The sequence below is a fragment of the Streptomyces sp. enrichment culture genome (assembly GCF_964273145.1).
Classification (GTDB): Bacteria; Actinomycetota; Actinomycetes; order Streptomycetales; family Streptomycetaceae; genus Streptomyces.
This window is the reverse complement of record NZ_OZ186873.1, coordinates 3,166,583-3,192,464: the sequence shown is the minus strand read 5'-3', so window position 1 is coordinate 3,192,464 and position 25,882 is coordinate 3,166,583. Positions and strand designations below refer to the sequence as shown.

25 protein-coding genes are annotated in these 25,882 nt (G+C 75.0%); 15 read left to right on the top strand and 10 right to left on the bottom strand.

The genetic code is table 11. The features are described from left to right. Positions 1 to 142: 142 nt before the first annotated feature. The 3 genes from ACSU6Z_RS14380 (at position 143) to ACSU6Z_RS14370 (ending at position 2,951) form a co-directional block, all read left to right on the top strand. Positions 143 to 1,579 (top strand): DUF2252 domain-containing protein, encoded by a 1,437-nt coding sequence (locus ACSU6Z_RS14380; protein ID WP_437045845.1) that lies wholly within the window; start codon positions 143 to 145, stop codon positions 1,577 to 1,579. Between the two features lie 85 nt (positions 1,580 to 1,664). After that, positions 1,665 to 2,468 (top strand): hypothetical protein, encoded by an 804-nt coding sequence (locus ACSU6Z_RS14375; RefSeq protein ID WP_437045844.1) that lies wholly within the window; start codon positions 1,665 to 1,667, stop codon positions 2,466 to 2,468. Between the two features lie 153 nt (positions 2,469 to 2,621). Next, complete coding sequence (locus ACSU6Z_RS14370; protein ID WP_437050309.1) at positions 2,622 to 2,951, top strand: rhodanese-like domain-containing protein; 330 nt, start codon at positions 2,622 to 2,624, stop codon at positions 2,949 to 2,951. Positions 2,952 to 3,191: 240 nt separating this feature from the next. Here ACSU6Z_RS14370 and paaE read toward each other — a convergent pair whose 3' ends face one another. The 5 genes from paaE to paaA are packed head-to-tail and all read right to left on the bottom strand — an operon-like array spanning position 3,192 to position 6,871. Then, the gene (gene paaE, locus ACSU6Z_RS14365; RefSeq protein WP_437045842.1) at positions 3,192 to 4,259 is read right to left on the bottom strand and encodes a 1,2-phenylacetyl-CoA epoxidase subunit PaaE; all 1,068 of its coding nucleotides are present in this window, start codon (positions 4,257 to 4,259) and stop codon (positions 3,192 to 3,194) included. Then, positions 4,259 to 4,807, bottom strand: a complete 549-nt coding sequence (gene paaD, locus ACSU6Z_RS14360) for a 1,2-phenylacetyl-CoA epoxidase subunit PaaD (RefSeq protein ID WP_437045840.1) — start codon at positions 4,805 to 4,807, stop codon at positions 4,259 to 4,261. Before paaD ends, paaE begins: the two co-directional genes overlap by 1 nt. Next, positions 4,801 to 5,541, bottom strand: coding sequence for a 1,2-phenylacetyl-CoA epoxidase subunit PaaC (gene paaC, locus ACSU6Z_RS14355; protein WP_437045838.1), 741 nt, complete (start codon positions 5,539 to 5,541; stop codon positions 4,801 to 4,803). The genes paaD and paaC overlap by 7 nt, the downstream gene beginning before the upstream one ends. Further along, positions 5,538 to 5,825 (bottom strand): 1,2-phenylacetyl-CoA epoxidase subunit PaaB, encoded by a 288-nt coding sequence (paaB, locus tag ACSU6Z_RS14350; RefSeq protein ID WP_437045836.1) that lies wholly within the window; start codon positions 5,823 to 5,825, stop codon positions 5,538 to 5,540. Before paaB ends, paaC begins: the two co-directional genes overlap by 4 nt. Further along, positions 5,822 to 6,871, bottom strand: coding sequence for a 1,2-phenylacetyl-CoA epoxidase subunit PaaA (paaA, locus tag ACSU6Z_RS14345; RefSeq protein WP_437045835.1), 1,050 nt, complete (start codon positions 6,869 to 6,871; stop codon positions 5,822 to 5,824). The genes paaB and paaA overlap by 4 nt, the downstream gene beginning before the upstream one ends. Before the next feature lie 339 nt (positions 6,872 to 7,210). Between paaA and ACSU6Z_RS14340 the strand changes: the two genes are divergently transcribed. Genes ACSU6Z_RS14340 through ACSU6Z_RS14330 form a run of 3 tightly spaced genes read left to right on the top strand, consistent with a single transcriptional unit; the run spans position 7,211 to position 9,917 of the window. Continuing rightward, a complete protein-coding gene (locus tag ACSU6Z_RS14340; protein WP_437045834.1) occupies positions 7,211 to 7,963 on the top strand; it encodes a DUF5819 family protein in 753 nt (250 codons plus the stop codon). Beyond that, positions 7,960 to 9,156 carry an HTTM domain-containing protein gene (locus ACSU6Z_RS14335; RefSeq protein WP_437045832.1) on the top strand — a complete coding sequence of 399 codons (1,197 nt, stop codon included), beginning with the start codon at positions 7,960 to 7,962 and terminating at the stop codon, positions 9,154 to 9,156. Before ACSU6Z_RS14340 ends, ACSU6Z_RS14335 begins: the two co-directional genes overlap by 4 nt. Then, on the top strand, positions 9,153 to 9,917 hold the full coding sequence (locus ACSU6Z_RS14330; protein WP_437045831.1) for a TrmH family RNA methyltransferase: 765 nt from the start codon (positions 9,153 to 9,155) through the stop codon (positions 9,915 to 9,917). The genes ACSU6Z_RS14335 and ACSU6Z_RS14330 overlap by 4 nt, the downstream gene beginning before the upstream one ends. 16 nt (positions 9,918 to 9,933) lie before the next feature. On the opposite strand, the gene paaN is transcribed toward ACSU6Z_RS14330, so the two are convergent. Then, positions 9,934 to 11,625, bottom strand: coding sequence for a phenylacetic acid degradation protein PaaN (gene paaN / locus ACSU6Z_RS14325; protein ID WP_437045829.1), 1,692 nt, complete (start codon positions 11,623 to 11,625; stop codon positions 9,934 to 9,936). A 172-nt stretch (positions 11,626 to 11,797) separates the two neighbouring features. Here paaN and ACSU6Z_RS14320 point away from each other — a divergent pair, with 172 nt between their 5' ends. Continuing rightward, positions 11,798 to 13,315 carry a 3-hydroxyacyl-CoA dehydrogenase gene (locus tag ACSU6Z_RS14320; protein ID WP_437045827.1) on the top strand — a complete coding sequence of 506 codons (1,518 nt, stop codon included), beginning with the start codon at positions 11,798 to 11,800 and terminating at the stop codon, positions 13,313 to 13,315. After that, positions 13,312 to 13,899, top strand: coding sequence for a TetR/AcrR family transcriptional regulator (locus ACSU6Z_RS14315; RefSeq protein ID WP_437045826.1), 588 nt, complete (start codon positions 13,312 to 13,314; stop codon positions 13,897 to 13,899). Before ACSU6Z_RS14320 ends, ACSU6Z_RS14315 begins: the two co-directional genes overlap by 4 nt. Positions 13,900 to 13,923: 24 nt before the next feature. Here the strand turns inward: ACSU6Z_RS14315 and ACSU6Z_RS14310 are convergent, their stop codons facing one another. Beyond that, entirely contained in the window at positions 13,924 to 14,505 is a 582-nt protein-coding gene (locus ACSU6Z_RS14310) for an Lrp/AsnC family transcriptional regulator (protein ID WP_437045825.1), read from the bottom strand. Positions 14,506 to 14,683: 178 nt separating this feature from the next. Between ACSU6Z_RS14310 and pdhA the strand changes: the two genes are divergently transcribed. Genes pdhA through ACSU6Z_RS14280 form a run of 6 tightly spaced genes read left to right on the top strand, consistent with a single transcriptional unit; the run spans position 14,684 to position 21,976 of the window. Continuing rightward, positions 14,684 to 15,835 (top strand): pyruvate dehydrogenase (acetyl-transferring) E1 component subunit alpha, encoded by a 1,152-nt coding sequence (gene pdhA, locus ACSU6Z_RS14305; protein WP_437045823.1) that lies wholly within the window; start codon positions 14,684 to 14,686, stop codon positions 15,833 to 15,835. Further along, on the top strand, positions 15,832 to 16,836 hold the full coding sequence (locus ACSU6Z_RS14300) for an alpha-ketoacid dehydrogenase subunit beta (protein WP_437045822.1): 1,005 nt from the start codon (positions 15,832 to 15,834) through the stop codon (positions 16,834 to 16,836). Before pdhA ends, ACSU6Z_RS14300 begins: the two co-directional genes overlap by 4 nt. Beyond that, a complete protein-coding gene (locus tag ACSU6Z_RS14295) occupies positions 16,836 to 18,392 on the top strand; it encodes a dihydrolipoamide acetyltransferase family protein (protein WP_437045820.1) in 1,557 nt (518 codons plus the stop codon). The genes ACSU6Z_RS14300 and ACSU6Z_RS14295 overlap by 1 nt, the downstream gene beginning before the upstream one ends. A 55-nt stretch (positions 18,393 to 18,447) precedes the next feature. Beyond that, on the top strand, positions 18,448 to 19,392 hold the full coding sequence (locus ACSU6Z_RS14290) for an NTP transferase domain-containing protein (RefSeq protein ID WP_437045819.1): 945 nt from the start codon (positions 18,448 to 18,450) through the stop codon (positions 19,390 to 19,392). Next, positions 19,389 to 20,882, top strand: a complete 1,494-nt coding sequence (locus ACSU6Z_RS14285) for a molybdopterin molybdotransferase MoeA (protein ID WP_437045817.1) — start codon at positions 19,389 to 19,391, stop codon at positions 20,880 to 20,882. The genes ACSU6Z_RS14290 and ACSU6Z_RS14285 overlap by 4 nt, the downstream gene beginning before the upstream one ends. Next, positions 20,879 to 21,976, top strand: coding sequence for a potassium channel family protein (locus ACSU6Z_RS14280; RefSeq protein ID WP_437045815.1), 1,098 nt, complete (start codon positions 20,879 to 20,881; stop codon positions 21,974 to 21,976). Before ACSU6Z_RS14285 ends, ACSU6Z_RS14280 begins: the two co-directional genes overlap by 4 nt. A 114-nt stretch (positions 21,977 to 22,090) precedes the next feature. On the opposite strand, the gene ACSU6Z_RS14275 is transcribed toward ACSU6Z_RS14280, so the two are convergent. Both ACSU6Z_RS14275 and ACSU6Z_RS14270 read right to left on the bottom strand, forming a co-directional pair. Continuing rightward, positions 22,091 to 22,939, bottom strand: a complete 849-nt coding sequence (locus ACSU6Z_RS14275) for an ABC transporter permease (protein WP_437045813.1) — start codon at positions 22,937 to 22,939, stop codon at positions 22,091 to 22,093. Further along, on the bottom strand, positions 22,936 to 23,937 hold the full coding sequence (locus ACSU6Z_RS14270) for an ATP-binding cassette domain-containing protein (protein ID WP_437045811.1): 1,002 nt from the start codon (positions 23,935 to 23,937) through the stop codon (positions 22,936 to 22,938). The genes ACSU6Z_RS14275 and ACSU6Z_RS14270 overlap by 4 nt, the downstream gene beginning before the upstream one ends. A 169-nt stretch (positions 23,938 to 24,106) precedes the next feature. Between ACSU6Z_RS14270 and ACSU6Z_RS14265 the strand changes: the two genes are divergently transcribed. Further along, the gene (locus ACSU6Z_RS14265) at positions 24,107 to 25,087 is read left to right on the top strand and encodes an NAD(P)H-quinone oxidoreductase (RefSeq protein ID WP_437045809.1); all 981 of its coding nucleotides are present in this window, start codon (positions 24,107 to 24,109) and stop codon (positions 25,085 to 25,087) included. Between the two features lie 20 nt (positions 25,088 to 25,107). Here the strand turns inward: ACSU6Z_RS14265 and ACSU6Z_RS14260 are convergent, their stop codons facing one another. Then, complete coding sequence (locus tag ACSU6Z_RS14260) at positions 25,108 to 25,536, bottom strand: hypothetical protein (RefSeq protein WP_437045808.1); 429 nt, start codon at positions 25,534 to 25,536, stop codon at positions 25,108 to 25,110. Positions 25,537 to 25,882 lie beyond the last annotated feature (346 nt).

Genomic DNA, 25,882 nt, shown 5'->3' with positions numbered 1-25,882 from the left:
TAGCGTTCGGCGGCCCGTGTACGGCCGGTGCGCCGGGTTGTACCGTCTTGGCGCGTCGGCGTCGGTGCAGGGGACGCGGCCTGCCGGAAGGTGCCCGAGCCGAGGCGGGGCAGGCGCTGTGGGACGACGGGGAGGTCCGGGGATGACCGAGGTGCTGTCGGCGGGGGCGGAGGCGGACACGCCGGCCGGGACCGGGACGCGTCTGCCCGTCGTGCCGGGGTTCGCGCGCCGGCCCGCCACCGGGTCGCCGAAGGCGGAGGGCAAGGCGCTGCGCGGGCGCGTGCCGCGGTCCGCGCACGCGGAACTCGTCCTCGACGCCGCCCGTCCCGGCGCGCTCGCCGCGGTCGAGGAGTCCAACCGCGGCCGGATCCCCGAACTCGTCCCGATCCGGGTGGGGCGGATGACGGCCACGCCGCTGGCGTTCCTGCGCGGCGCCGCGGGCCTCATGGCGTACGACCTGGCCCGCACCCCGGTGACCGGGGTGCGCGCCCGGATATGCGGGGACGCCCACGCGGCGAACTTCGGGCTCTACGGGGACGCGCGCGGCGGCCTGATCATCGACCTGAACGACTTCGACGAGACCGTGCCCGGCCCCTGGGAATGGGACCTGAAGCGGCTCGCCACCTCCCTGGTGCTCGCGGGCCGGGAGGCCGGCGCGGACGAGGACACCTGCCGCAAGGCGGCGTACGACGCGGCCGGCGCCTACCGGCGCACCCTGCGGCTGCTGGCGAGACTGCCGGCGTTGGAGGCGTGGCACGCCATCGCCGACGAGGAACTCGTCTCCCACACCGACGCCCGCGACCTGCTCGGCACCCTGGAGCGGGTCGCGCAGAAGGCGCGGGCCAACACCAGCGGGCGCTTCGCGGCCAGGTCGACCGAGGACACCGGGGACGGCGGGCGGCGCTTCGTCGACGCCCCGCCGGTGCTGCGGCGCGTCGCGGACGCGGAGGCGGCGGCGGTGGTGTCGTCGCTGGAGGGGTACCTGGCGACGCTGCCCGAGGACCGGCTGCCGCTGCTGGCCCGCTACGCCGTGCAGGACGTGGCGTTCCGGATCGTCGGCACGGGCAGCGTCGGCACGCGGTCGTACGTGGTCCTGCTCCTGGACCACCGGGGGGAGCCGCTGGTCCTCCAGGTCAAGGAGGCACGGCCGTCGGCGCTGCTGCCGCACCTGGCCACCGCGGGCTTCGACGTGCCCGAGGAGGGGCACGAGGGGCGCCGGGTGGTGTTCGGGCAGCGGTGCATGCAGGTCGTCAGCGACCTGCTGCTGGGCTGGACGACGATCGGTGAACGGCACTTCCAGGTACGGCAGTTCCGCAACCGCAAGGGCAGTGTCGACCCCGCCGCGCTGGCCGCCGACCAGCTCGACGACTACGGCCGCATGACCGGCGCCCTCCTGGCCCGCGCCCACTCCCACACCGCCGACCCCCGGCTGCTCGCCGGGTACTGCGGCAGGAACGACGAGCTGGACGGGGCGGTGGCCGCGTTCGCCGTCGCCTACGCCGACCGCACCGAGGCGGACCACGCGGAACTGGTGGCGGCGGTGCGGGCGGGGAGGATCGCCGCCGAGCCGGGGGTGTGAGGGCGCGGGGCGAGGGGGAGAGCGGACCGTGGGGGTGGGGTGCGGATCGTGAGGAGGGGCGCGGGCCGTGGCCTACGCTGGTCGGGTGACGACCCCGGAAGCTGAGCAGTCCCGCCCGGAGGAGCGGCTGGAGCGCGCCGTACGGGCCGCCGAGCAGGCGCTGATCGAGTACGAGATCGCCGTGGAGACCTTCCGCGTCGAGGTCGAGAACTTCTCCCGGCTGCACGAGCAGAAGCTGGGCCCGATGTACGCCCGGCTGGAGGAGCTGGACGCCCGCATCCTGGAGGCCCGGGCCGCCCGCACCGGCGACCCGGAGGACCGGCGCCGGGCGGACGAGGCGCGGGCCCGCCTGATGCCGATCCCCGGGGTCGAGGAACTGATGCACGGCTGGATGGACGGGGACGGGCTGTTCCCGGAGGCCGCGGCGATGCTCACCGAGCGGCCGGTACGGCCCCCGCAGCGGGTGCGGCCCGGCGAGGAGGCTCGCAGGCTCTACCGCGAACTGGTCCGCGAGGCCCACCCCGACCTGGCGCAGGAGGACGCCGAGCGCAAGCGGCGTGAGGAGTTCCTCACCCGGGTGAACGCCGCCTACGCCCGGGGTGACGAGGCGGAGCTGCGCGAACTGGCCCGGGAGTGGGCCGCCGGACCGGAGCTCGCGGTGGGCCCCAGCCGCAGCGAGGAGCTGTACGCCCGGCTCGAGTGGCTCTCCCGGCGCAAGGAGATGCTCACGCTGGTGGCCAGGGAACTGGAGGACAGCGCCATCGGCACCATGCTCCGGCTGGCCCCCGACGACCCCGACGGACTGCTGGACGAGATCGCCGGGCAGCTGCGGGGCCAGGTGGCCGAGCGGGAGGCGGAGCTGGCGGCGCTGCTGGGACAGGGCTCCTGAGCAGTCCTTCGGCCGAAGGCCCGGCCGGGCTCCTGACCGGTCCCCCGGTCGGTCCCACCGGGGGAGGACCGGGTGCGCGGGTGACCGGATGGCGGTGGGGCGGTGCCGGCCGGCCGGTCCGGTAGCGTCGGAGGCATGAGTTTCGGAGCTGGTGTGCCCACGGTCGAGGTCGCGGACCTCAAGGACGGCGACTTCCTGCTGGACGTGCGCGAGGACGACGAGTGGGAGGCGGGCCACGCCGCGGGTGCTGTGCACATCCCCCTCAGCGAGTTCGTGGCCCGGTACGGCGAGCTGGCCGAGGCCGCGCCGCAGGACGGCCGAGTCCATGTGATCTGCCGCTCCGGCGGACGCTCGGCCCAGGTCACCATGTACCTGGTGCAGCAGGGCGTGGACGCCGTGAACGTCGACGGCGGCATGCAGCAGTGGGCCGCCGCGGGCCGGCCCGTCGTGAACGACGAGGGCGGGGACGGGTACGTCCTCTAGGGGCTGTCGTTCGGATCGGGCGGACCGGGGCGCGCGGAGGCGGCGTCGCCGGTCGGCGCCGGTGAGCGGGATCCGGTGCGCGTGGGCCGCGGAGCGGCGGGGGCAACCGGCGCGGACGACACGGAGCGCCGGCGGGTGACGGCGGGTGTCGGCGGCGCGGCGGACGTGCGTGCCGGGCCCCGCGTCCGCGGCACCGTCCGAGGGACGGTTCCCGGGGACCGGGGCGCCGCCCGGCGGCCGTCAGCGGTCGAAGTCCAGCTCCACCCGCTCCGTCACGGGGTGCGACTGGCACGTCAGGACGTATCCGGCCGCCGTCTCCTCCGGTTCCAGCGCGAAGTTGCGGTCCATCCGCACCTCGCCCGAGACCAGGCGGGCCCGGCAGGTCCCGCACACCCCGCCCTTGCAGGCGTAGGGCGCGTCGGGACGGTTGCGCACCACCGCCTCCAGGAGCGATTCGCCCTCCCGGACCGGCCAGGTCCCGCCGCGGCCGTCGAGCCGCGCGGTCACCGTGCCGCGCGCGGGGGCGGTGGACGCCGGTGCCGCGGCGGCCGTGCCCCCGGCGTCCACGTGGAAGATCTCCTGGTGGATGCGCGGGCGCGGGACGCCGAGTCCGCGCAGTGCCCGCTCGGCCTCCCGCACCAGCCCGAACGGCCCGCACAGGAACCAGTCGTCCACCCGCTCCACCGGCAGCAGCGCCGGGAGGAGCCCGGTCAGCCGCTCCCGGTCCAGCCGGCCGGACGGCAGGCCCGCCTGCTGCTCCTCCCGGGAAAGCACCGTCACGAGGTGCAGCCGGTCCGGGTACCGGTCCTTCAGATCGGCGACCTCCTCCAGGAACATCGTCGACGCGGCCGTACGGTCGCTGCGGACCAGGCAGAACCGGGCCCCGGGTTCGCGTGCCAGCAGCGTGGAGACGATCGACAGCACCGGGGTGATGCCGCTGCCGCCGACGACCGCGGCGTACAGGCCGGGCGCGGGTTCCAGCGTGAAACGGCCGGTCGGGGTCATCACCTCCAGTTCGTCACCGACGCCGATCTCCTTCAGGGCGTACGTCGAGAAGGCCCCGCCCTCGACCAGGCGCACGCCGACCCGCAGCTCGTGCGGGCCCTCGCCGTCCGCGGGGGCCGGGGAGCAGATGGAGTAGGTGCGGCGTGTCTCCCGGCCGTCGACCGTGCGGCGCAGGGCGAGGTGCTGGCCCGGGGTGTGCCGGTACTCCTCGCGCAGTGCCGGGGGCACGGCGAGGGTGAGGGCCACGGAGTCGTCGGTGAGCCGGTCGACCGCGGTCACCCTCAGCCGGTGGAAGCGGGCCATCACACCTCCTTGAAGTGGTCGAACGGTTCCCGGCAGGACAGACAGCGCCGCAGCGCCTTGCACGCGGTGGAGGAGAAGCGGCTGAGCAGCTCGGTGCCGGCCGATCCGCAGTGCGGGCAGGGCACGGGGGCGGCCTGCCCCGGACCGTCGGCCGGGTGGGGGGTCCGGGTGCGGGTGGGGCCGAGCGCCACGGGGACCGGACCGGCCGGCTGCCGTACGCGCGGTGGGGCGATGCCGGACTCGCGGAGCTTGCGGCGGCCCTCGGCCGTGATGTCGTCGGTCGACCACGGGGGTGCGAGCACCGTGCGGACGGTGACGTCCCGTACGCCGTGTGCGCGCAGGACCCGCTGTATGTCCGAGGACATGGCCTCGATCGCCGGGCAGCCGGTGTAGGTCGGGGTCAGCTCGACCTCGACCGCGTCCGGGCCGTGGACGCGCACCGCGCGCACCACGCCGAGCTCGCGCAGGGTGAGCACGGGCAACTCGGGGTCGGGGACCGAGCCGGCGAGTTCGAGGAGTTCCGCCTCCAGGGGAGTGTCCGTCACCATGTCGCCCCCGGGTGGCTGCGGTGCAGGTGCTGCATCTCGGCGAGCATCCGCCCGAACGGCTCGGTGTGCAGGCCCTGGCGGCCCGCTCCGGCCGACCACGCCCCCGACCGCGGCCCCTCGGGAAGCGCGAGGCCGGCCCGGCGCAGCACGTCCCCCACCCGGTCCAGCCAGGCCGCCTCCATCGCCGGCCAGTCGGCGTCGAGCCCCTCCACCGGCCGGAACATCTCGCCGGTGAAACGCCACAGCGCGGTGCACGCCCGCCGTATGCGCGCGTGGCTGACGTCCGTGCCGTCGCCGAGCCGCAGGGTCCACTGCTCGGCGTGGTCGCGGTGGTAGGCGACCTCCTTGACGGCCTTGGCGGCGAGGGGCGCGAACGGGCCGTTCCCCGAGGCCAGTTCGGTGTAGAGCAGGTACTGGTAGGCGGAGAAGTACAGCTGGCGGGCGATGGTGTGGGCGAAGTCGCCGTTGGGCTGCTCGACGAGTTGGAGGTTGCGGAAGGCGCGTTCCTCGCGCAGATAGGCCAGTTCGTCCTCGTCGCCGGCCATCGACAGCAGCACCCGGGCCTGGCCGAGCAGGTCGAGGGCGATGTTGGCGAGGGCGACCTCCTCCTCCAGGACGGGGGCGTGGCCCGCCCATTCGCCCAGGCGGTGGGAGAGCACCAGCGCGTCGTCGCCCAGGGCGAGGGCGGCGGCCGCCGGCCCGGTGTCCGGGGCACCCGGCACGGGGGCGGTCACAGGTGCCTCACCCCTTCCGGGATCTCGTAGAACGTCGGGTGCCGGTACGGCTTGTCGGCGGCCGGTTCGAAGAAGGGGTCCTTCTCGTCGGGGGAGGACGCGGTGATCGCGGACGACGGCACGACCCAGATCGAGACGCCCTCACCGCGCCGGGTGTACAGGTCGCGGGCGTTGCGCAGGGCGAGTTCGGCGTCCGGCGCGTGCAGGCTGCCCGCGTGGGTGTGGGACAGGCCGCGGCGCGAACGCACGAAGACCTCCCACAGGGGCCAGTCGGTGCCGCTCATGCGTGCGCCTCCTCGCGCTCACCGGTGGGCTCGGCGGTGCGGCCGGCGGTGTGCTTGGCGGCGTACGCCGCGGCGGCCTCCCTGACCCACGCGCCCTCCTCGTGGGCCCGCCTGCGCTGGGTCAGGCGCTGTTCGTTGCAGGGGCCGTTGCCCTGGAGGACGTCCCGGAACTCCGCCCAGTCGATGGGGCCGAAGTCGTAGTGGCCCCGTTCCTCGTTCCACCTCAGGTCCGGGTCGGGGAGGGTGAGGCCCAGGGACTCGGCCTGCGGGACGCAGATGTCGACGAAGCGCTGGCGCAGCTCGTCGTTGGAGTGCCGCTTGATCTTCCACGCCATCGACCGCGCCGAGTGCGGGGAGGCGTCGTCGGGCGGGCCGAACATCATCAGTGACGGCCACCACCAGCGGTCGACCGCGTCCTGGGCCATCGCGTGCTGCTGCGGTGTGCCGCGGCTGAGGGCCAGCAGCAGCTCGTAGCCCTGGCGCTGGTGGAAGGACTCCTCCTTGCAGATGCGGACCATCGCGCGCGCGTACGGGCCGTAGGAGCAACGGCACAGGGGCACCTGGTTGGTGATCGCGGCGCCGTCCACCAGCCAGCCGATCGCGCCGACGTCCGCCCAGGTCAGCGTGGGGTAGTTGAAGATCGACGAGTACTTCTGGCGGCCCGTGTGGAGCTTGTCGAGCAGTTCGTCGCGGCTCACGCCGAGGGTCTCGGCCGCGCTGTACAGGTACAGGCCGTGACCGGCCTCGTCCTGGACCTTGGCCATCAGGATGGCCTTGCGGCGCAGGGAGGGCGCGCGGGTGATCCAGTTGGCCTCCGGCTGCATGCCGATGATCTCGGAGTGGGCGTGCTGGGCGATCTGGCGGATCAGGGTCGCGCGGTAGGCGTCGGGCATCCAGTCGCGCGGTTCGATGCGCTCGTCGGCGGCCACCGCCGCGTCGAAGGCGTGTTCGTGGGCGGTGGTGCCGCCGTCCGCGCCTCCGGCGGCGTCCCCCGCGTCGTGCGCCGGGGTGCGGGCCGTGTGCCGCGCGGTTGCTGCTGTCGCCATGAGGTGGTCCCCCTCGACCTGGGTTCTGCCCGGAGCAAGCTCCCGACCGATCGTTCGGTTCGTGCGATTCCATGGTGAGACGGGCGCCGTAAGGTGTCAACCGCTGTGGACGACCCGCCGGGGCCGCCTGTGGACGGACGGTGAGGAGTCCCCCGAAGGACGGGTCCGGCCGGGCGGTGGTGAGTACCGTTCCCGTTCGAGTGCCGTGGGGGCTGTGCCGGACGGGCCGGACGGGCCGGACGGGCGGGGCACGGGGCGGCGGCCCGGCGGCGGACGGGCGGCGGGCCGTGGGCCGGGGCGGTGGAGAGGCGACCGGGAGCGATGCGGGAACGAGGCGGGATGGACGCTCACGACACGGACTCGGGCACCCGGCAGGGGCCGGACGGGCCGGGTGGGCGGCCCTCCGCCGGGAAGCCGGCCACGGCCTCGGCGGGGGTGGGCGCGCTGTCCCCGCGGTACCGGGCCGTCGCCGCGTGCGCGCTCGTGGTGGTCGCGATGACCGTCTGCGTCCACCTCGGGATGCTGTTCCTGCACGTCGCCCCGCCGAACACGGTCTCGAAGCGGCACGGCGACGCGGTCGACGAGTGGATCTACCCCGAGTTCGAGCAGAACTGGAAGCTGTTCGCGCCCGATCCGCTCCAGCAGAACGTCGCCGTCCAGGTCCGCGCCGAGGTGCGCACGGCGGACGGCGAGGTCCGCAGGACCGGCTGGTACGACCTGTCCGCCGAGGACGGCCGGGCCGTCGCCGGCAACCCGCTGCCGAGCCACACCCGGCAGAACATGCTCCGCCGGGCCTGGGACCTCTACCTCGCCACCCACGACTCCGGTGATCGCCCGACGGGCCCGCGCGGTGTGCCGGCCGAGACGTATCTGCGCCGCATCGCGGTGCTGCGGCTGGAGCGGAACGACGTGCCCGGGCCGGGCGGTGCCCTCCGGCGCGTCCAGTTCCGGTCCCTGACCACCGGCGTGCCGCCGCCCGCGTGGAGCGGCGAGAAGGTCTCCACCGAGCCGGACCGCCGGGTGCTGCCCTGGTGGCGGGTGCCCGCGGACGAGGCCGGCCGGGGCCGCGAGGCGGCAGGGGGCACCGGATGAACCGCCTCGTCCCGGCGCTCTCGCGCGGCATCGCCCGCGTCACCGGGTCGGCCCTCGGCCCGTACCAGACCGCCGTGGTCCGCATCGGCTTCGGCGCGACCTGGCTGCTGTTCCTGCTGCGGGAGTTCCCCCACCGGCATGAGCTGTACGGCCCCGACGGCCCGTGGAGCCGGGACCTCGCCGAGCAGCTGATCGCGGACAACGGCGCCTTCACGGTGCTGATGTGGGTGGACGGCCGGGCCTGGTTCGAGGCGGTCTACGCGCTGTCCGCGCTGGCCGGCGCGCTGCTGGTGCTGGGCTGGCGCACCCGCACGACGTCGGTGCTGTTCATGGTGGGCGTGCTGTCGCTGCAGAACCGCAGCGTCCTCGTGGGCGACGGCGGCGACAACGTCCTGCACCTGATGAGCATCTACCTCGTCTTCACCCGCTGCGGCCGGGTCTGGTCGCTGGACGCGCGGCGGGCGCGGCGGACGGCCGCGGCACGCGCGCGCGGGGAGCGCGTCGGGGACCGGACCGGGCCCGCCCTGTGGGGCGTGCTCGGGTCCGTGCTGGTCGCGGCGGCGCTCGCGGGGCGGCTGGACGGCGACCGGTTCGTCCCGGCGCTGCTGGGCGGCGTGTGGATCGCGCAGGCCCTGTGGTGGCTGGCCGGGCGCCGCGCGCGCGGCGGGGAACCGCGGATCCTGCTGGACGCCGTCGCCAACACCGTGCACAACGGCGCCCTGCTCGTGATCATGGCCGAGACGTGCCTGGTCTACGCGACGGCCGGCTGGTACAAGGTCCAAGGCTCGCGCTGGCAGGACGGCACCGCGGTCTACTACCCCCTGCACCTGGACCACTTCTCGCCGTGGCCCAGACTCGCCGATCTGCTGTCCTCCAGCGGCACGCTGGTCATGCTCATCACCTACGGCACCGTGATCGCGCAGGTCGCCTTCCCGTTCACGCTGTTCAACCGGCGGGTGAAGAACGTCCTGCTGGCCGTCATGATCGCCGAGCACGCCGTGATCGCGGTCGTCCTCGGACTGCCGTTCTTCTCGCTGGCGATGATCGCGGCCGACGCGGTCTTCCTGCCGACGTCGTTCCTGCGCCGGCCGGGCGGCCGGGCGGCCCGCGCGCGGGGCGGGGACCGTACGGCGCTTCCCGAGGGGCGCGGGCGGGAGGACCCGGAGCGGCCGCGCGTAGGCTTCACGGCATGACCGACGCCGTCCCGGACGCCCTCACCGCCTGGCGCGGACTCGCCCCCGCCCGCCCGGTCCTGCTCGACGGCTTCCACGCCCTCAAGCACGCCGTGCGCTTCGGCGCCGAGGTGCCCGTGGCCGTCACCAGCGACCGCGCGGCGGCCCTGGCCCTCGCCGACGAGCTGGCGCCGGACGTCCGGGACGCGCTGGCCGCGCTCCTGACGGAGGTGCCGCACGCCGCGTACGCCTCCCTCGTGCCGCGCCCGCACCCCACCGCCGTGGCCGCCCTGGCCGTACGGCCCTCCCGCGACGCGAACCTGCGCACACTGGCCCGCACGCCGCGCACCGCGCCCGTCGTGGTCCTCGACCAGCCGCGCAACCTGGGCAACGCGGGGGCCGTCATCCGCCTGGCCGCCGGTTTCGGCGCCACCGGCGTGGTCACCACCGGCCCGCTCGACCCGTGGCACCCCACCGTGGTGCGCGGCGGGGCGGGGCTGCACTTCGCGACCGCCGTGGAGCGGCTGGACGTGGACGAGCTGCCGCCGGGGCCGGTGTTCGCGCTCGACCCCGAGGGCGAGGACATCCGGGGGGTGAGGCTCCCGGACGACGCCGTCCTCGCCTTCGGCTCCGAGCGCAGCGGGCTGTCCGGCGCCCTGCGCGCGCGTGCCGACCGCCTGCTGTCCCTGCCGATGCGCCCCCAGGTCTCCAGCTACAACCTGGCGACCAGCGTCGCCATGACGCTGTACCACTGGAGCGCCACCGGCGGCGGGCCCGCCTGAGCGGGCACCGGCGCGCTCACGCCTCCCGGCGGACCTCCACCATGCGGAAGCGGTTGGCCACGAACGCCGCGTCGCACAGGGCCGCGTTGGCCGCCGGGTTGCCGCCCGAGCCGTGGAAGTCGGAGAAGGCGGCCGTCTGGTTGACGTACACCCCGCCGGTGAGGTTGAGGGAGAGCTGGGCCGCCTCCTCCAGGCAGACCTCCCGCACGGCCCGCTCGACCTCCTCGTCGGTGGTGTACGCGCCGACCGTCATCGCGCCCTTCTCGCGGACGCTGCGGCGCAGCAGCTCCACCGCGTGGGCGGCGGAGTCGACGGCGACGGCGAGGGAGACCGGGCCGAAGCACTCGCTCATGCAGGTGGCCTCGTCGTCGGGCTTGGTGCCGTCCAGCCCGATGACGACGGGCGTGCGCACGACGGCGTCCGGGAAGTCGGGGTGGGGCACCTCGCGGGAGGCCAGGACGACCTCGCCGAGGCCGGCGGCGGCCTCCAGACGGGCCTTGACGTCCGGATTGACGATCGCGCCGAGCAGGGCGTTCGCACGCGCGTCGTCGCCGAGCAGGTCCTCGACTGCCCGCGCCAGGTCGGCGGTCACCTCGTCGAAGGTCTTCGGGCCCCGGTCGGTGCGGATGCCGTCGCGGGGGATCAGCAGGTTCTGCGGGGTGGTGCACATCTGGCCGCTGTACAGCGACAGGGAGAAGGCCAGGTTGGCGAGCATGCCCCGGTAGTCGTCGGTCGACTCGACGATCACGGTGTTGACGCCGGCCTTCTCCGTGTAGACCTGCGCCTGCCGGGCGTTGGCCTCCAGCCAGTCGCCGAAGGAGGTGGAGCCCGTGTAGTCGATGATCCGGATCTCCGGGCGGGTGGCCAGGGTCTTCGCGATGCCCTCGCCGGCCCGTTCGGCGGCCAGCGCCACCAGGTTCGCGTCGAAGCCGGCCTCGGCGAGCACCTGACGGGCGGTCCGCACGGTGAGCGCGAGCGGCAGCACCGCGCGCGGGTGGGGCTTGACCAGGACGGCGTTGCCGGTGGCGAGGGAGGCGAACAGGCCCGGATAGCCGTTCCACGTGGGGAAGGTGTTGCAGCCGATCACCAGGGCGATCCCGCGCGGGACCGGCGTGAAGTGCTTGGTGAGCGCCAGCGGGCCGCGCTTGCCCTGCGGCTTGGTCCACTCGGCGGTCCGCGGGGTGCGGGCCTGTTCCGCGTACGCGTACGCCACCGCCTCCAGGCCCCGGTCCTGCGCGTGCGGGCCGCCCGCCTGGAACGCCATCGTGAACGCCTGGCCGGAGGTGTGCATCACCGCGTGCGCGAACTCGTGCGTCCGGTCGTTGATCCGCTTGAGGATCTCCAGGCAGACGGCCGCGCGCAGCTCCGGTCCCGCGTCCCGCCACGCCCCCTGCCCCGCCTTCATCGCGGGCAGCAGCACGTCGGCGTCCGCGTGCGGGTAGGTGATGCCGAGCTCGATGCCGTACGGGGAGACCTCGCCGCCCACCCAGTCGTCCGTGCCGGGCTGGCCGAGGTCGAGGCGGGTGCCGAGCAGGGCGTCGAAGGCGGCCTTCCCCGCCGCCGCGTCCAGGCTGCCGTCCTCCCCGTAGGCCCTGGGGTGCTCGGGGTGCGGGGACCAGTACGCGCGCGTGCGGATCGTCTCCAGCGCCTGGTCGAGGGTGGGCCGGTGCCGGGCGATCAGGGCGGACGCGGTGGGTTCGGCGGCCATGGGGGACCAACTCCTCGTCTCAAGGACTGTCTCGGGAGCTCTTCGTCGAGCTCGTGGCCTGGGTGGAAACCTGAGCGGGAACAGCCGGACAGGGCTAGAGTAACCGAACGATCGGTCGGGACAAGGGGGACCGCCGTATCCGTGGAGAACCCCGTGCGGGAGGATCGCGCACATGACAGCACTCGACCTCAGCAGCCCCGTGGCAGTCGTCGGCACCGGCACCATGGGCCGGGGCATCGCCCAGGTAGCGCTGGTCGCGGGCCATCCCGTGCGGCTGTACGACGCCGTCCCCGGCCGCGCGCGCGAGGCGGCCGACGCGATCGGCGCCCGCCTGGACCGGCTCGTCGAGAAGGAGCGCCTCACCGGTGCCGACCGGGACGCCGCGCGCGCCCGGCTGCTGCCCGCCGAGAGCCTCGCCGACCTCGCCGACTGCGCCCTGGTCGTCGAGGCGGTGCTCGAACGGCTCGACGTCAAGCAGGAGCTGTTCCGCGAGCTGGAGGACGTCGTGGCCGGCGACTGCCTGCTCGCCACCAACACCTCCTCCCTGTCCGTCACCGCGGTCGGGGGCGCCCTGCGCGCACCCGGCCGCCTCGTGGGCCTGCACTTCTTCAACCCGGCACCGCTGATGCCGCTGGTGGAGGTGGTGTCCGGGTTCGCCACCGACGTCGCGTCGGCCACGCGCGCGTACGAGACCGCCCGCGCCTGGGGCAAGACCCCGGTCGCCTGCGCCGACACCCCCGGCTTCATCGTCAACCGCATCGCGCGGCCCTTCTACGCCGAGGCCTTCGCGGTCCACGAGGCCCAGGCCGCCGACCCGGCCACCATCGACGCCGTGCTGCGCGAGTCGGGCGGCTTCAGGATGGGCGCCTTCGAACTGACCGACCTCATCGGGCAGGACGTCAACGAGTCCGTCACGCACTCGGTGTGGCGGTCCTTCTTCCGGGACGTGCGCTTCACGCCCTCGCTCGCCCAGCGCCGCCTGGTCGAGTCCGGCCGGCTCGGCCGCAAGAGCGGGCAGGGCTGGTACGACCACCGGGACGGCGCCGAGCGCCCCGAACCGCACACCGCGGAGCCGGCCGAGCCGCCCGCGTACGTCGTCGCCGAGGGCGACCTGGGGCCGGCCTCCGAACTGCTCGCGCTGATCCGCGAGGCGGGCATCGAGGTCCGCCGGGAGGCCGAGGACAACGGCACCCGGCTCGTCCTGCCCGGCGGCGGCCGGCTGGCCCTCGCCGACGGGCAGACCGCCGTGGAGTTCCGGGACGTGGTCTACTTCGACCTCGCGCTCGACTACCGCACGGCGACCCGTGTCGCCCTGGCCGCCTCCCAGGACATCTCCCCGGCGACACTCGCCCAGGCCACCGGCCTGTTCCAGGCGCTGGGCAAGAAGGTCAGCGTCATCGGCGACGTGCCCGGCATGATCGTCGCCCGCACGGTCGCGCGGATCATCGACCTGGCGCACGACGCCGTCGCCAAGGGCGTGGCCACCGAGGAGGACGTCGACACCGCGATGCGCCTGGGCGTCAACTACCCGCTGGGGCCCTTCGAGTGGAGCCGCAGGCTGGGCCGCACCTGGGCGTACGAGCTGCTCGACGAGATGCACGCGTGCGACCCGTCCGGCCGTTACGCGCCGTCCCTCGCGCTGTACCGGCACGCGTACGCCTCCGACAAGCGGGAGGGCAGCAGCTCATGACCACCGCCAAGCGCGACACGTACACCCCGGAGACGCTCCTGTCCGTCGCCGTGCGGGTCTTCAACGAGCGCGGTTACGACGGCACCTCCATGGAGCACCTGTCCAAGGCCGCCGGCATCTCCAAGTCGTCGATCTACCACCACGTCACCGGCAAGGAGGAGCTGCTGCGCCGGGCCGTGAGCCGGGCCCTGGACGAGCTGTTCGGGATCCTCGACGAGGAGCACGCGCGCGTGGGGCGTGCCGTCGAGCGGCTGGAGTACGTCGTACGGCGCATGGTCGAGGTGCTCACCGCCGAGCTGCCGTACGTGACCCTGCTGCTGCGGGTGCGCGGCAACACCGGCACCGAGCGGTGGGCGCTGGAGCGGCGGCGCGAGTTCGACCACCGGGTGGCCGAGCTGCTGAAGGCGGCCGCCGACGAGGGGGACGTGCGCGGCGACGTGGAGGTGCGGCTCGCCACCCGGCTGGTCTTCGGCATGATCAACTCGATCGTGGAGTGGTACCGGCCCGACGGGCGGGGCATGGGGGAGCGCGACGTGGCCGACGCCGTGGTGCGGCTGGTGTTCTCCGGACTGACCAGGCCCTGACGGCGGCGGGTGCCGCCGGGCCGGTCAGCTCTGCGGCTCCAGGTCCTCCTCCTCGAACACCAGCAGCGTGCGGGTGCTGAGCACCTCGGGGATCGCCTGGAGCCGGGTGAGCACCAGCTCGCGCAGGGCCCGGTTGTCGGGGGTGTGCACCAGCAGCAGGACGTCGAAGTCACCGCCCACCAGGGCGATGTGGGAGGCGCCGGGGAGCTGCCGCAGCCGCTCGCGCACCGTGCGCCAGGAGTTCTGGACGATCTTCAGGGTGATGTACGCGGAGGTGCCGTGCCCCGCGCGTTCGTGGTCGACGCGGGCGCCGAAGCCGCGGATGACGCCGTCCTCGACGAGCCGGTTGATGCGGGCGTAGGCGTTGGCGCGCGAGACGTGGACCCGTTCGGCGACCGACCGTATCGAGGCGCGGCCGTCCGCCTGGAGCATGCGCAGGATGTGCTGGTCGATGGCGTCCAGGGGGCGCGGAGGCGGCGCGGCGGCGGTCTCGCAGGGCCCGGTGGCGCCCTCCGGGTGCCCGGCGGGGTGCTCGGCGGCGGTTCCGGGGCGCTCGGCGCCGGTTCCGGAGCCCTCGGGAGGATCGGCCATTTGTTCAGACGCCATGTCCTCCCGCCTCCCTGCCGTGGACGTACTGCGTTCATCTCACGGTGTGCGGAACCGTTTGTCCACAGCCCGAAGGGGCCTGTAGCCAAAATGTGCCGGCGACCGAACAATCGGTAGGTGAGGCGCGTCACACCATCCGTGGCGCGCCGCGAAGCCACTCCCACGAGGAGGTGCCGTCATGACGGTCACGGAGCAGCGGGGCGCGTACCGGCCGTCCCCACCGCCCGCCTGGCGACCCCGGACCGATCCCGCGCCGCTGCTGCCCGACCCGGAACCGTACCGCGTCCTGGGCACCGAGGCGGCCGGCAAGGCCGACCCGGAGCTGCTGCGGACGCTGTACGCCCAGCTGGTCCGCGGCCGCCGCTACAACGCCCAGGCCACCGCCCTCACCCGGCAGGGCCGCCTCGCCGTCTACCCCTCCAGCACCGGCCAGGAGGCCTGCGAGGTCGCCGCCGCGCTCGTCCTGGAGGAGCGGGACTGGCTCTTCCCGAGCTACCGCGACACCCTCGCCGTCGTCGCCCGCGGCGTCGACCCCGTCCAGGCCCTCACCCTGCTGCGCGGCGACTGGCACACCGGCTACGACCCCCACGAGCACCGGGTCGCCCCCCTGTGCACGCCGCTGGCCACCCAGCTGCCGCACGCCGTCGGCCTCGCGCACGCCGCCCGCCTCAAGGGCGACGACGTGGTCGCGCTGGCGATGGTGGGCGACGGCGGCACCAGCGAGGGCGACTTCCACGAGGCGCTGAACTTCGCGGCCGTCTGGCGGGCCCCGGTCGTTTTCCTCGTCCAGAACAACGGCTTCGCGATCTCCGTACCGCTCGCCAAGCAGACCGCGGCCCCGTCGCTGGCCCACAAGGCCGTCGGCTACGGCATGCCCGGCCGCCTGGTCGACGGCAACGACGCCGCGGCGGTGCACGAGGTCCTCGCCGACGCGGTACGGCACGCGCGCGCGGGAGGCGGGCCGACCCTGGTGGAGGCGGTCACCTACCGCGTCGACGCGCACACCAACGCCGACGACGCCACCCGCTACCGCGGCGACGCCGAGGTGGACGCCTGGCGGGAACACGATCCGATCCTGCTGCTGGAGCGCGAGCTGACCGGGCGCGGCCTGATCGACGAGGCCGGCGTCGAGGCGGCGCGGCGGGACGCGGAGTCCCTGGCCACGACCCTGCGCGAGCACCTGAACCAGGACCCGGCCCCGGACCCCCTGGACCTGTTCGCCCACGTGTACGCCGAGCCCACCCCGCAGCTGAGGGAGCAGCGGGCGCAGCTGCGGGCGGAACTGGAAGCCGAGGCCGAGGCGGCGCGGCCGGAAGGGGTGCTGCGATGACCACCGTCGCCGCCCGGCCGGCCACCATGGCGCAGGCCCTCACCCGCGCGCTGCGCGACGCCATGGCCGCCGACGACGACGTCCACGTCCTCGGCGAGGACGTCGGCGCGCTCGGCGGTGTCTTCCGGGTCACCGACGGGCTGGCGAAGGAGTTCGGCGAGCACCGCTGCACCGACACGCCGCTGGCGGAGGCCGGCATCCTCGGCACGGCCGTCGGCATGGCGATGTACGGGCTGCGCCCGGTCGTGGAGATGCAGTTCGACGCGTTCGCCTACCCGGCGTTCGAGCAGCTCGTCAGCCATGTCGCCCGGATGCGCAACCGCACGCGCGGCAGGATGCCCCTGCCGCTGACCGTCCGCGTCCCCTACGGCGGCGGCATCGGCGGCGTCGAGCACCACAGCGACTCCTCCGAGGCGTACTACATGGCGACTCCGGGGCTCCACGTCGTCACGCCCGCCACCGTCGCCGACGCCTACGGGCTGCTGCGCGCCGCCATCGCCTCCGACGACCCGGTGGTCTTCCTGGAGCCCAAGCGCCTGTACTGGTCGAAGGCCTCCTGGAACCCCGAGGACCCGGAGCCCGTTGAACCGGTGGGCCGCGCGGTGGTGCGGCGCTCGGGGTCGAGCGCCACGCTCATCACGTACGGGCCGTCCGTGGCCGTCTGCCTGGAGGCGGCCGAGGCGGCCCGGGCCGAGGGCTGGGACCTCGAAGTCGTCGATCTGCGCTCCCTGGTGCCGTTCGACGACGAGACGGTGTGCGCCTCGGTGCGGCGGACGGGACGCGCGGTCGTCGTCCACGAGTCGGGCTCCTTCGGGGGTCCGGGCGGGGAGATCGCGGCCCGGGTCACGGAGCGCTGCTTCCACCACCTGGAGGCGCCGGTGCTGCGGGTGGCCGGGTTCGACGTGCCGTACCCGCCGCCGATGCTGGAGCGCCACCACCTGCCCGGCGTGGACCGGATCCTGGACGCCGTGGGGCGCCTGCAATGGGAGGCCGAGAGCTGATGGCACAGGTGCTGGAGTTCAAGCTCCCCGACCTCGGTGAGGGGCTCACCGAGGCGGAGATCGTGCGCTGGCTGGTCGAGGTCGGTGACGTCGTCGCCGTCGACCAGCCCGTCGTCGAGGTCGAGACGGCCAAGGCGATGGTGGAGGTGCCCTGCCCCTACGGCGGCGTGGTCACGGCCCGCTTCGGTGAGGAGGGCGCGGAACTTCCGGTCGGGGCGCCGCTGCTGACGGTGGCCGTCGGCGAGCCCGCGCCGGACCGCCCGGTCCGCGACGCGGCCGCCGGGGACGCCGCCGCGCCGCGGACCGGGCCGGGGTCCGAGCCCGGTGCCGCCCCCGCCGCCGGTGCGCGGGCGGGGAGCGGGCGGCCGGGGAGCGCGGAGGCCGGGGCCCCGGCCCCCGGCGACGCGGCCACCGCGGGCCCGGCCGCCGAGGGCTCCGGCAACGTCCTGGTCGGCTACGGCACCTCCGGGGCGCCCGCGCGGCGGCGCCGGGTGCGCCCGGTGCGGCCGGTCCGCACCGGGGCCGCGGAACCGGCCGGGGCGAACGGACGGGACCGTACCGCCGACCAGGCGGCCGGCCCCGTGCCCGTGATCTCGCCGCTGGTCCGCAGGCTGGCCCGGCAGAACGGTCTGGACCTGCGGGAACTGTCCGGTTCCGGGCCCGACGGACTGATCCTGCGGGCGGACGTGGAATACGCGCTGCGGGCCGCCGCGGCGCAGGGCCGCACGGCCGCGACGCCGGCCGCTCCGCACCTCCGCGCGGAGCGGACCCGGCAGGCGGCGGGCACGGCACCGGCGTCCGCGCCCGCACCGCGGACCGCCGATGCCGCGCAGGGCCCCGCACCCCGGGCCGCCGCCCCCGCCGCCGACGGCGTCCGCACGCCCCTCAAGGGCGTCCGCGGCGCCGTCGCCGACAAGCTCTCCCGCAGCCGGCGAGAGATCCCGGACGCCACCTGCTGGGTGGACGCCGACGCCACCGAGCTGATGCGGGCGCGGGCGGCGATGAACGCGGCCGGCGGGCCGAAGATCTCCCTGATCGCCCTGCTGGCCCGGATCTGCGCCGCCGCGCTCGCCCGCTTCCCCGAACTGAACTCCACCGTCGACACGCAGGCCAGGGAGGTCGTCCGGTTCGACCGCGTGCACCTGGGCTTCGCCGCGCAGACCGACCGGGGGCTGGTCGTCCCCGTCGTACGGGACGCGCACGCGCGGAACGCGGAGTCGCTGACCGCCGAGTTCGAGCGGCTGACCCGGGCGGCCCGCGCCGGCACGCTGACGCCCGCGGAGCTCACCGGCGGCACCTTCACCCTGAACAACTACGGCGTGTTCGGCGTGGACGGCTCCACGCCGATCGTCAACCACCCCGAGGCCGCCATGCTCGGCGTCGGCCGCATCGTGCCCAAGCCCTGGGTGCACGAGGGCGAACTGGCGGTGCGGCAGGTGGTCCAGCTGTCGCTCACCTTCGACCACCGGGTGTGCGACGGCGGCACGGCGGGCGGTTTCCTGCGGTACGTGGCGGACTGCGTGGAACAGCCGGCGGTGCTGCTGCGCACCGTGTGAGGGCGCGCGTTCCCCCGCGTTTCCCGTGCTCGGCCCGCCCCCGCATACTCGGGGGGTGACCGCGTACCAGCCGCCCGCCGCGTACGACGCCGTCGTGCTCGCGGGCGGGGCAGCCCGACGGCTCCGGGGCGCCGACAAGCCCGGCGTCCGGGTCGGCGGCCGGCCTTTGCTCGACCGGGTGCTGTCCGCCTGCGCCGGCGCGCGCACCACCGTGGTCGTCGCCGGCCCCCGCCCGGTCGCGCGGCCCGTGACCTGGGCGCGCGAGGACCCGCCGGGCTCCGGACCGCTCGCCGCCCTCGACGCCGGACTGCGGCACACCACGGCGGAGCACGTCCTGGTCCTCTCCGCCGATCTGCCGTTCCTCGCCGGGGCGACGGTCCACGAGTTGCTGGCCGCCCTCCTGTCGAGCGGTGCCGACGGCGCCCTGCTCACCGACGGCGACGGCCGCGACCAGCCGCTGGTGGCGGCCTACCGCGCCCGCGCGCTGCGCCGCGGACTGGCCGCCCTCACCGCCGGCCACGGCGGCCTCGCCGGGCTGCCCCTGCGCAGGCTGACCGCCGGGCTCGCCCTCGTGCGCCTCGCCGATCCGGTCGCCTCGTTCGACTGCGACACCTGGGACGACATCGCCGCCGCAAGGACACGCATCAGGGAGCATGGGTACGTGTTGGATGAATGGATCACCGCCGCCAAGGACGAGCTGGGCATCGACCTCGACGTCGACACCGGCGCGCTGCTCGACCTCGCCCGGGACGCCGCGCACGGTGTCGCCAGACCGGCGGCACCGCTGACCACCTTCCTCGTCGGTTACGCGGCGGCGACGGCCGGAGGCGGTCCCCGGGCCGTCGCCGAGGCCGTCCGCAGGGCCGCGGCCCTCGCCCGGCGCTGGGAGGAGGAGGCGGCGGAAGGCGAACGGGCCGCCACCTCGGAGACGGGGGGGAACGCCTCCGGCGCCGCCCCGGACGCGACCCCCGGCACCCGCACGGACCCGGACGCCGGATGACCGCGTACGGCACCGGCACCGGGAGGGACGCCGAGGACGCCGAGGGCCTCGACGTCGAGGAGGTGCTCGCCCTGGTGAGGGACGACCACGAACCCCGGCCGGGGGACCACCCGTCCGCCCCCGCCGCGCCCCCCGGTCCGGGCGAACGGCAGGACGGCCCCCGCGCCGCCGTCCCCGGCGCTCCCGCCGACGACCCGGCCGCCCGTGCCCGGGCCGCGAGGGACCGGTCGGGGGAGGACCGGTCCGGCCGGGCTCACGGGGCCCGGCACCGCCACAGGGCCACTGCCTGGCCCGCCGCCCGTGAGACCGCCGCCCGCGCCGCGCGTGCCGCCGTCCGCGGTCGCCCCCGCCCTCCGGTCCCCGTGGCCCTGGACGCCGCGCTGGGCCGCACCCTGGCCGAGCCCCTCACCGCCCTGACCGACCTGCCCTCCTTCGACACCTCGGCGATGGACGGCTGGGCGGTGGCCGGTCCCGGCCCCTGGGCCGTACGCGACGACGGTGTCCTCGCCGGGCACGCCGGGAACCGGCCGCTCGGCGACGGCGAGGCCGCCCGCATCGCCACCGGCGCCCGCGTCCCCGCGGACACCACCGCCGTACTGCGCACCGAGTACGGCCGCACCGACGACAGGGGCCGTCTGCACGCCGCACGCGAACGCGAGCTGGTGCCGGGCCAGGACATCCGCCCGCGCGGCCAGGAGTGCCGCGCCGGCGACCGGCTGCTGCCCGCGGGGACGCTCGTGACCCCGGCGGTGCTGGGACTGGCCGCGGCGGCCGGATACGACGCCCTCGCCACCGTGCCGCGTCCCCGCGTCGACGTCCTGGTCCTGGGTGACGAACTGCTCACCGGGGGGCTGCCGCACGACGGGCTGATCCGGGACGCGCTCGGCCCGATGCTGTCCCCCTGGCTGCGGGCGCTGGGCGCCGAGGTCACCGCCGTACGCCGGATCGGCGACGACGCCGAGGCGCTGCACACGGCCGTCACCACCTCCGGCGCCGACGTCGTCGTCACCACCGGCGGCACCGCCGCGGGCCCCGTCGACCACCTCCACCCCACCCTGCGCCGCATCGGCGCCGAACTCCTCGTGGACGGCGTCGCGGTGCGGCCCGGCCACCCCATGCTGCTGGCCCGCACCGGACGGGACCAGCACCTCGTCGGGCTGCCCGGCAACCCGCTCGCCGCCGTCTCCGGCCTGCTCACGCTCGCCGAGCCCCTGCTGCGGGGACTCGCCGCGCGCCCGGCCCCGGAGCCGTACGGGCTGCCGCTCCGGGACCCGGTGCAGGGGCATCCGCACGACACCCGGCTCGTGCCCGTCGTCCTGCGCGGTGGCCGTGCCGTGCCGCTGCGCTACAACGGCCCGGCCATGCTGCGCGGCGTCGCGGCGGCCGACGCCCTGGCCGTGGTGCCCCCGGGCGGCGCGCGGCCGGGCGAGGAGACGGAACTGCTCGGCCTGCCCTGGGCCACCGGGGGAAACGGAGTGTGTTTCACGTGAAACTTCCGGGCCAGGACGCGATCGCCCGCCAAGCGGACGAACACCTCGTGACCCACCGGGTCGCGCTCCCGAGAAGAGTGGTCGAGCGGCCCATCCGCCAGGTCGCCAAACGGCTGGCCATGGCCTTGCTCGTCCTCGTCGCGACCGCGCTGCTCGTCTACGCCGACCACGACGGCTACAACGACAACTCCGACGGCGCCGTCGACTTCCTCGACGCCTGGTACTACGCGACCGTCACGCTCTCCACCACCGGGTACGGCGACATCACGCCCGTCAGTGACAGCGCCCGCCTGACCAACATCTTCGTCGTCACGCCGCTGCGTGTGATGTTCCTGATCATCCTTGTCGGCACCACCCTCGAAGTGCTCACCGAGCGCACCCGGGAGGAGTGGCGCCTGAACCGCTGGAGGTCCACGTTGCGCGACCACACCGTCGTCATCGGCTTCGGCACCAAGGGGCGGTCGGCGCTCCAGACCGTCTGCGCCACCGGCCTGAAGAAGGAGCAGGTCGTCGTGGTCGACCCCAGCAGCAAGGTCATCGACGCGGCGAACGCCGACGGATTCGCGGGCGTGGTCGGCGACGCGACCCGCAGCGACGTCCTGAAGCGGGCCGAGGTGCACAAGGCCCGGCAGATCATCATCGCGACCCAGCGCGACGACACCGCCGTGCTGGTGGCGCTGACGGCGCGGCAGCTCAACCGCGGGGCGAAGATCGTGGCCGCGGTGCGCGAGGAGGAGAACGCCCCCCTGCTGAAGCAGTCCGGCGCCGATGTCGTGATCACCAGCGCCAGCGCGGCGGGCCGCCTGCTCGGACTGTCCGTGCTCAGCCCCGCCGCGGGCATGGTCATGGAGGACCTGATCCACCAGGGCAGCGGGCTCGACCTCGTCGAACGCCCGGTCATAAAGGCGGAGGTGGGCAAGAGCCCGCGCGAGGTCGACAGCCTGGTGGTGAGCGTCGTACGAGGGCACCGGGTGCTCGGGTACGACGATCCGGCCGTCGCCCGTCTGGAGTTGACGGACCGGCTGATCACGATCGTGCGGGCCACCCCGGGCCGCCATGTCGCGCCCGACACCCGCCCGCTGCCGCGCGACTGACCCGGCGGGCGCGCCCGGCGCGGCGGAGAGGGCGAGGGGGGTGGGCCGGGCCGACGGTGGCGGGGCGTCCTGTCCGGGTGAGCGGGCCGTTCGGGGCGCGGTCGGCCGGACCGGCTACTTGCGGTTGTACAACCGCATCGTCACCGGTCCGAAGACCACGACGAACAGCGCCGTCCAGCCCAGTGACCAGGCGACGTCGCCCGCCGGCCAGTCGCCCGCCATCAGCCCGCGCACGGCGGACGCCAAGTGGGTGATGGGGCTGTTGTTGACGAACACCTGGAGCCAGCCCGGCATGGTCTTCGGGTCGACGAAGACGTTGGACAGGAAGGTGAGCGGGAAGATCACCATCATGCTGACGCTCATGACCGCCTTCTCGGTGCGCAGCATGAGCCCGAACATGGTCCAGACCCACGAGAACGCGAACGAGAACACCAGCAGCAGCGCGATCCCGGCGACCACGCCGCCGGCCCCGCCGTCCGGCCGGTAGCCGAGGACCATGCCGACGGTGAGCATGACGACCGACGCGATCGTGTAGCGCAAGGCGTCGCCGAGCAGGTAGCCGACCATCGCCGAGGGGCGCCAGATGGGCAGCGAGCGGAAACGGTCGAAGACGCCCTTCTCGATGTCGATGTTGACCGAGACGCCGGTGTACATGGTGATCATCACGACCGACATCACGAGGATGCCCGGCAGCACGAACTGGATGTAGTCCCCCGGGGAGCCGGCCAGCGCACCGCCGAAGAGGTACGTGAACATCAGCAGGTTCATGATCGGGAAGGCGGTGACGTCGAAGAGCTGCTCCGGCACGTGCTTGATCTTCAGCACGGCACGCCAGCCGAACGTCAGCGAGGTCGACAGGGAACCGGGCCGCGGGGGCCGCTTCCTGGCCACCAGGAGGGCGGTCAGCGACTCGGTGCTGACCGGGGTGAGTTCCTTGTTCTCGGTGCTCGCGGTCGTACTCATGCCGCCGCCTCGCCTTCCTTCGCGTCGGGGCCGGTGCCGTGGCCGGTCAGCGCCAGGAACACCTCGTCCAGGCTGGGCTGCCCCAGGGAGAAGTCGTCGACGGTGACGCCGGCCCGGGACAGCTCGCCCAGGGCCCGGACGGCCTGGTCGGCCGCGGCGGTGCCCGCCGTCGCGACCAGGCGGGCGGTCAGGGCCACCGGGTCGGGTTCCGGCTGCACCTCGGCGCGCAGCACGCTCCGCAGCACCCGCTCGGCGGCCGGCCGCTGCCGGGCGTCCCGCAGCCGCAGGTGGACGGATCCGGCGCCGACCGACGCCTTCAGCTCCCCCTTCGTCCCCTCGGCGATCACCCTGCCCTTGTCGATGACGGCGATCCGGGACGCCAGGTGGTCGGCCTCGTCCAGGTACTGCGTGGTCAGCAGCACGGTCGTGCCCTGCGCCACCACGGCCCGCACGATGTCCCACACCTGGTTGCGGCTGCGCGGGTCGAGCCCGGTCGTCGGCTCGTCCAGGAAGAGCAGATCGGGGGTGTTGAGGATGGACGCGGCGATGTCGATACGGCGCCGCATGCCCCCCGAGTAGTGCTTGACCTGCCTCCCTGCGGCCCCGGTCAGCCCGAAGGCGTCCAGCAGCTGCGCCGCGCGCTCCCGCGCGGCCTTCTTGCCGTGCCCGAGGAGCCGGCCCAGCAGGACCAGGTTCTCGGTGCCGGTGAGGTCCTCGTCGACCGACGCGTACTGCCCGGTCAGGCTGACCCGGCCGCGCACCTCGTCGGCCTCGCGTACGACGTCGTGGCCGAAGACGTGGGCCTCGCCGCCGTCCGGTCTGAGGAGGGTGGCGAGCACCTTCACCACGGTGGTCTTGCCGGCGCCGTTCGGGCCGAGGAGGCCGTAGACCGTGCCGGACGGCACCGCCAGGTCCACGCCGTCCACCGCCCTGGTCTCGCCGAAGGCCTTCACCAGGCCCGCCGTCTCGATCGCGGGGCCGGACGTCTGCGCGCTCATCCCGGGCTCCTTCCGCCTGCTCGGTCCGTACAAGGGCTGACTTTCACGGTCGCGCGGACTCATCGCTCGCGCAGGGGGTTCCGGGCGGTCGGGCCCCCGGCGGGGGCGGATCCGGCCGCGGAGGCGGGCCTGCGGGTCCGTCGCGGGAGGGAGGGGTAGCGTCCCCCTCATGCATGCGATCACGATTCCCGAACCCGGAGGCCCCGAGGCGCTGGTCTGGGACCAGGTCCCCGATCCGGTGCCCGGCGAGGGCGAAGTCCTGGTCGAGGTGGTGGCCAGCGCCGTCAACCGCGCCGACATCATGCAGCGCCAGGGCTTCTACGATCCGCCGCCCGGCGCCCCCGGCCACCCCGGCCTGGAGTGCTCCGGGCGGATCGCCGCGCTCGGGCCGGGCGTGTCCGGCTGGTCCGTCGGCGACGAGGTGTGCGCGCTGCTGGGCGGCGGCGGGTACGCCGAGAAGGTCGCCGTCCCCGCCGGCCAGCTCCTGCCGGTCCCCGAGGGGGTCGGCCTCAAGGAGGCCGCGGCGCTGCCCGAGGTGGTCTGCACGGTCTGGTCGAACGTCTTCATGGTCGCCCACCTCCGCCCCGGCGAGACCCTGCTGGTGCACGGCGGTTCCAGCGGCATCGGCACCATGGCGATCCAGCTCGCCAAGGCCTTCGGCGCGAAGGTCGCCGTCACGGCGGGGACGAAGGAGAAGCTGGAGCGGTGCGCCGAGCTGGGCGCCGACATCCTGATCAACTACCGCGAGCAGGACTTCGTCGCCGAGATCGAGCAGGCCACGGGCGGCGCGGGCGCCGACGTCATCCTGGACAACATGGGCGCGAAGTACCTGGACCGCAACGTCCGGGCGCTCGCCGTCAACGGCCGGCTGGCCATCATCGGCATGCAGGGCGGCAGGAAGGGCGAGCTGAACATCGGTGCCCTCCTCGCCAAGCGCGCCGCCGTCAGCGCGACCTCGCTGCGGGCCCGTCCCCTGGAGGAGAAGACGGCCATCGTGGCGGCCGTGCGCGAACACGTGTGGCCGCTGCTGGCCGCCGGTCACGTCCGCCCGGTCGTCGACCGGGAGATGCCGATGAGCGAGGCGTCCGCCGCGCACCGGGTCGTGGAGGAGAGCGGCCACGTCGGCAAGGTGCTGCTCGTCACGTCCTGACCGCCCGGGCGACCCCGCCGTCACCCGGCCTGAGCCCTCTGGCTCCTGCGCAGCCGGAGGGCGAAGAGGCCCAGGCCCAGACCGAGGCCGATCAGGACCAGCCCGCTGCCGAGGGGCAGGATCCGCAGGGCCGGCTCCGCGGACCGCCCGGCGTGCGCGACGGTTCCCGCTCCCGGCCGTACGAGGGGCGGGGAAGGCGCCGGCTGCGCCTTCTCGGCCGGGGCGGACAGGTCCGGCCGGCCGGGCACGTCCCCGCCGTCCCGTCCCGGTGCCTCCGGGTGCTCCGGGTCCGCGTCCGTGACGACCGCGCCCTCCTCCGTCTCCGGCACGTCCGGCCGTCCCGGCCGCTGCCGCCCCTCCCCGGCCCTGCTGCCCGCCCGGGACGGCTCGGTGGCGGGCGCGGGGGAGGTGGGCGCGGGCGAGGGCTTGCGGACCGTGCCGCCGACCACCGGCCCGGAAACGCGTCCGTCGCTCCGCGGGGAGGCGGACGCGGGCGCGGAGGCCGCCTCCGGCCCCGGCACCGGCCCCGGCCGGTCGGCCGGCCGGAGGGGCGGGCGCCGGGCGGCGGACGGGGCCGGCCCCGAAGCGGGCGCCGTCCCCGGCTCCGACGCCCCGCCACCGGGCGGGGCGCTCCCGGTACGGCGGTGCGAGCGGTGCGACGCGGCGGGATCGGGCGCCGCCCCGGGACCGCGCCCCACACCCGGGCCGCGCTCCGCACCCGGGTCGGGCACCGCCCCGGGGCCGCGCGGCCCTCCGGGGTCGTACGCCGTGGCGTCCCCCTGCGCCGCGTACGCC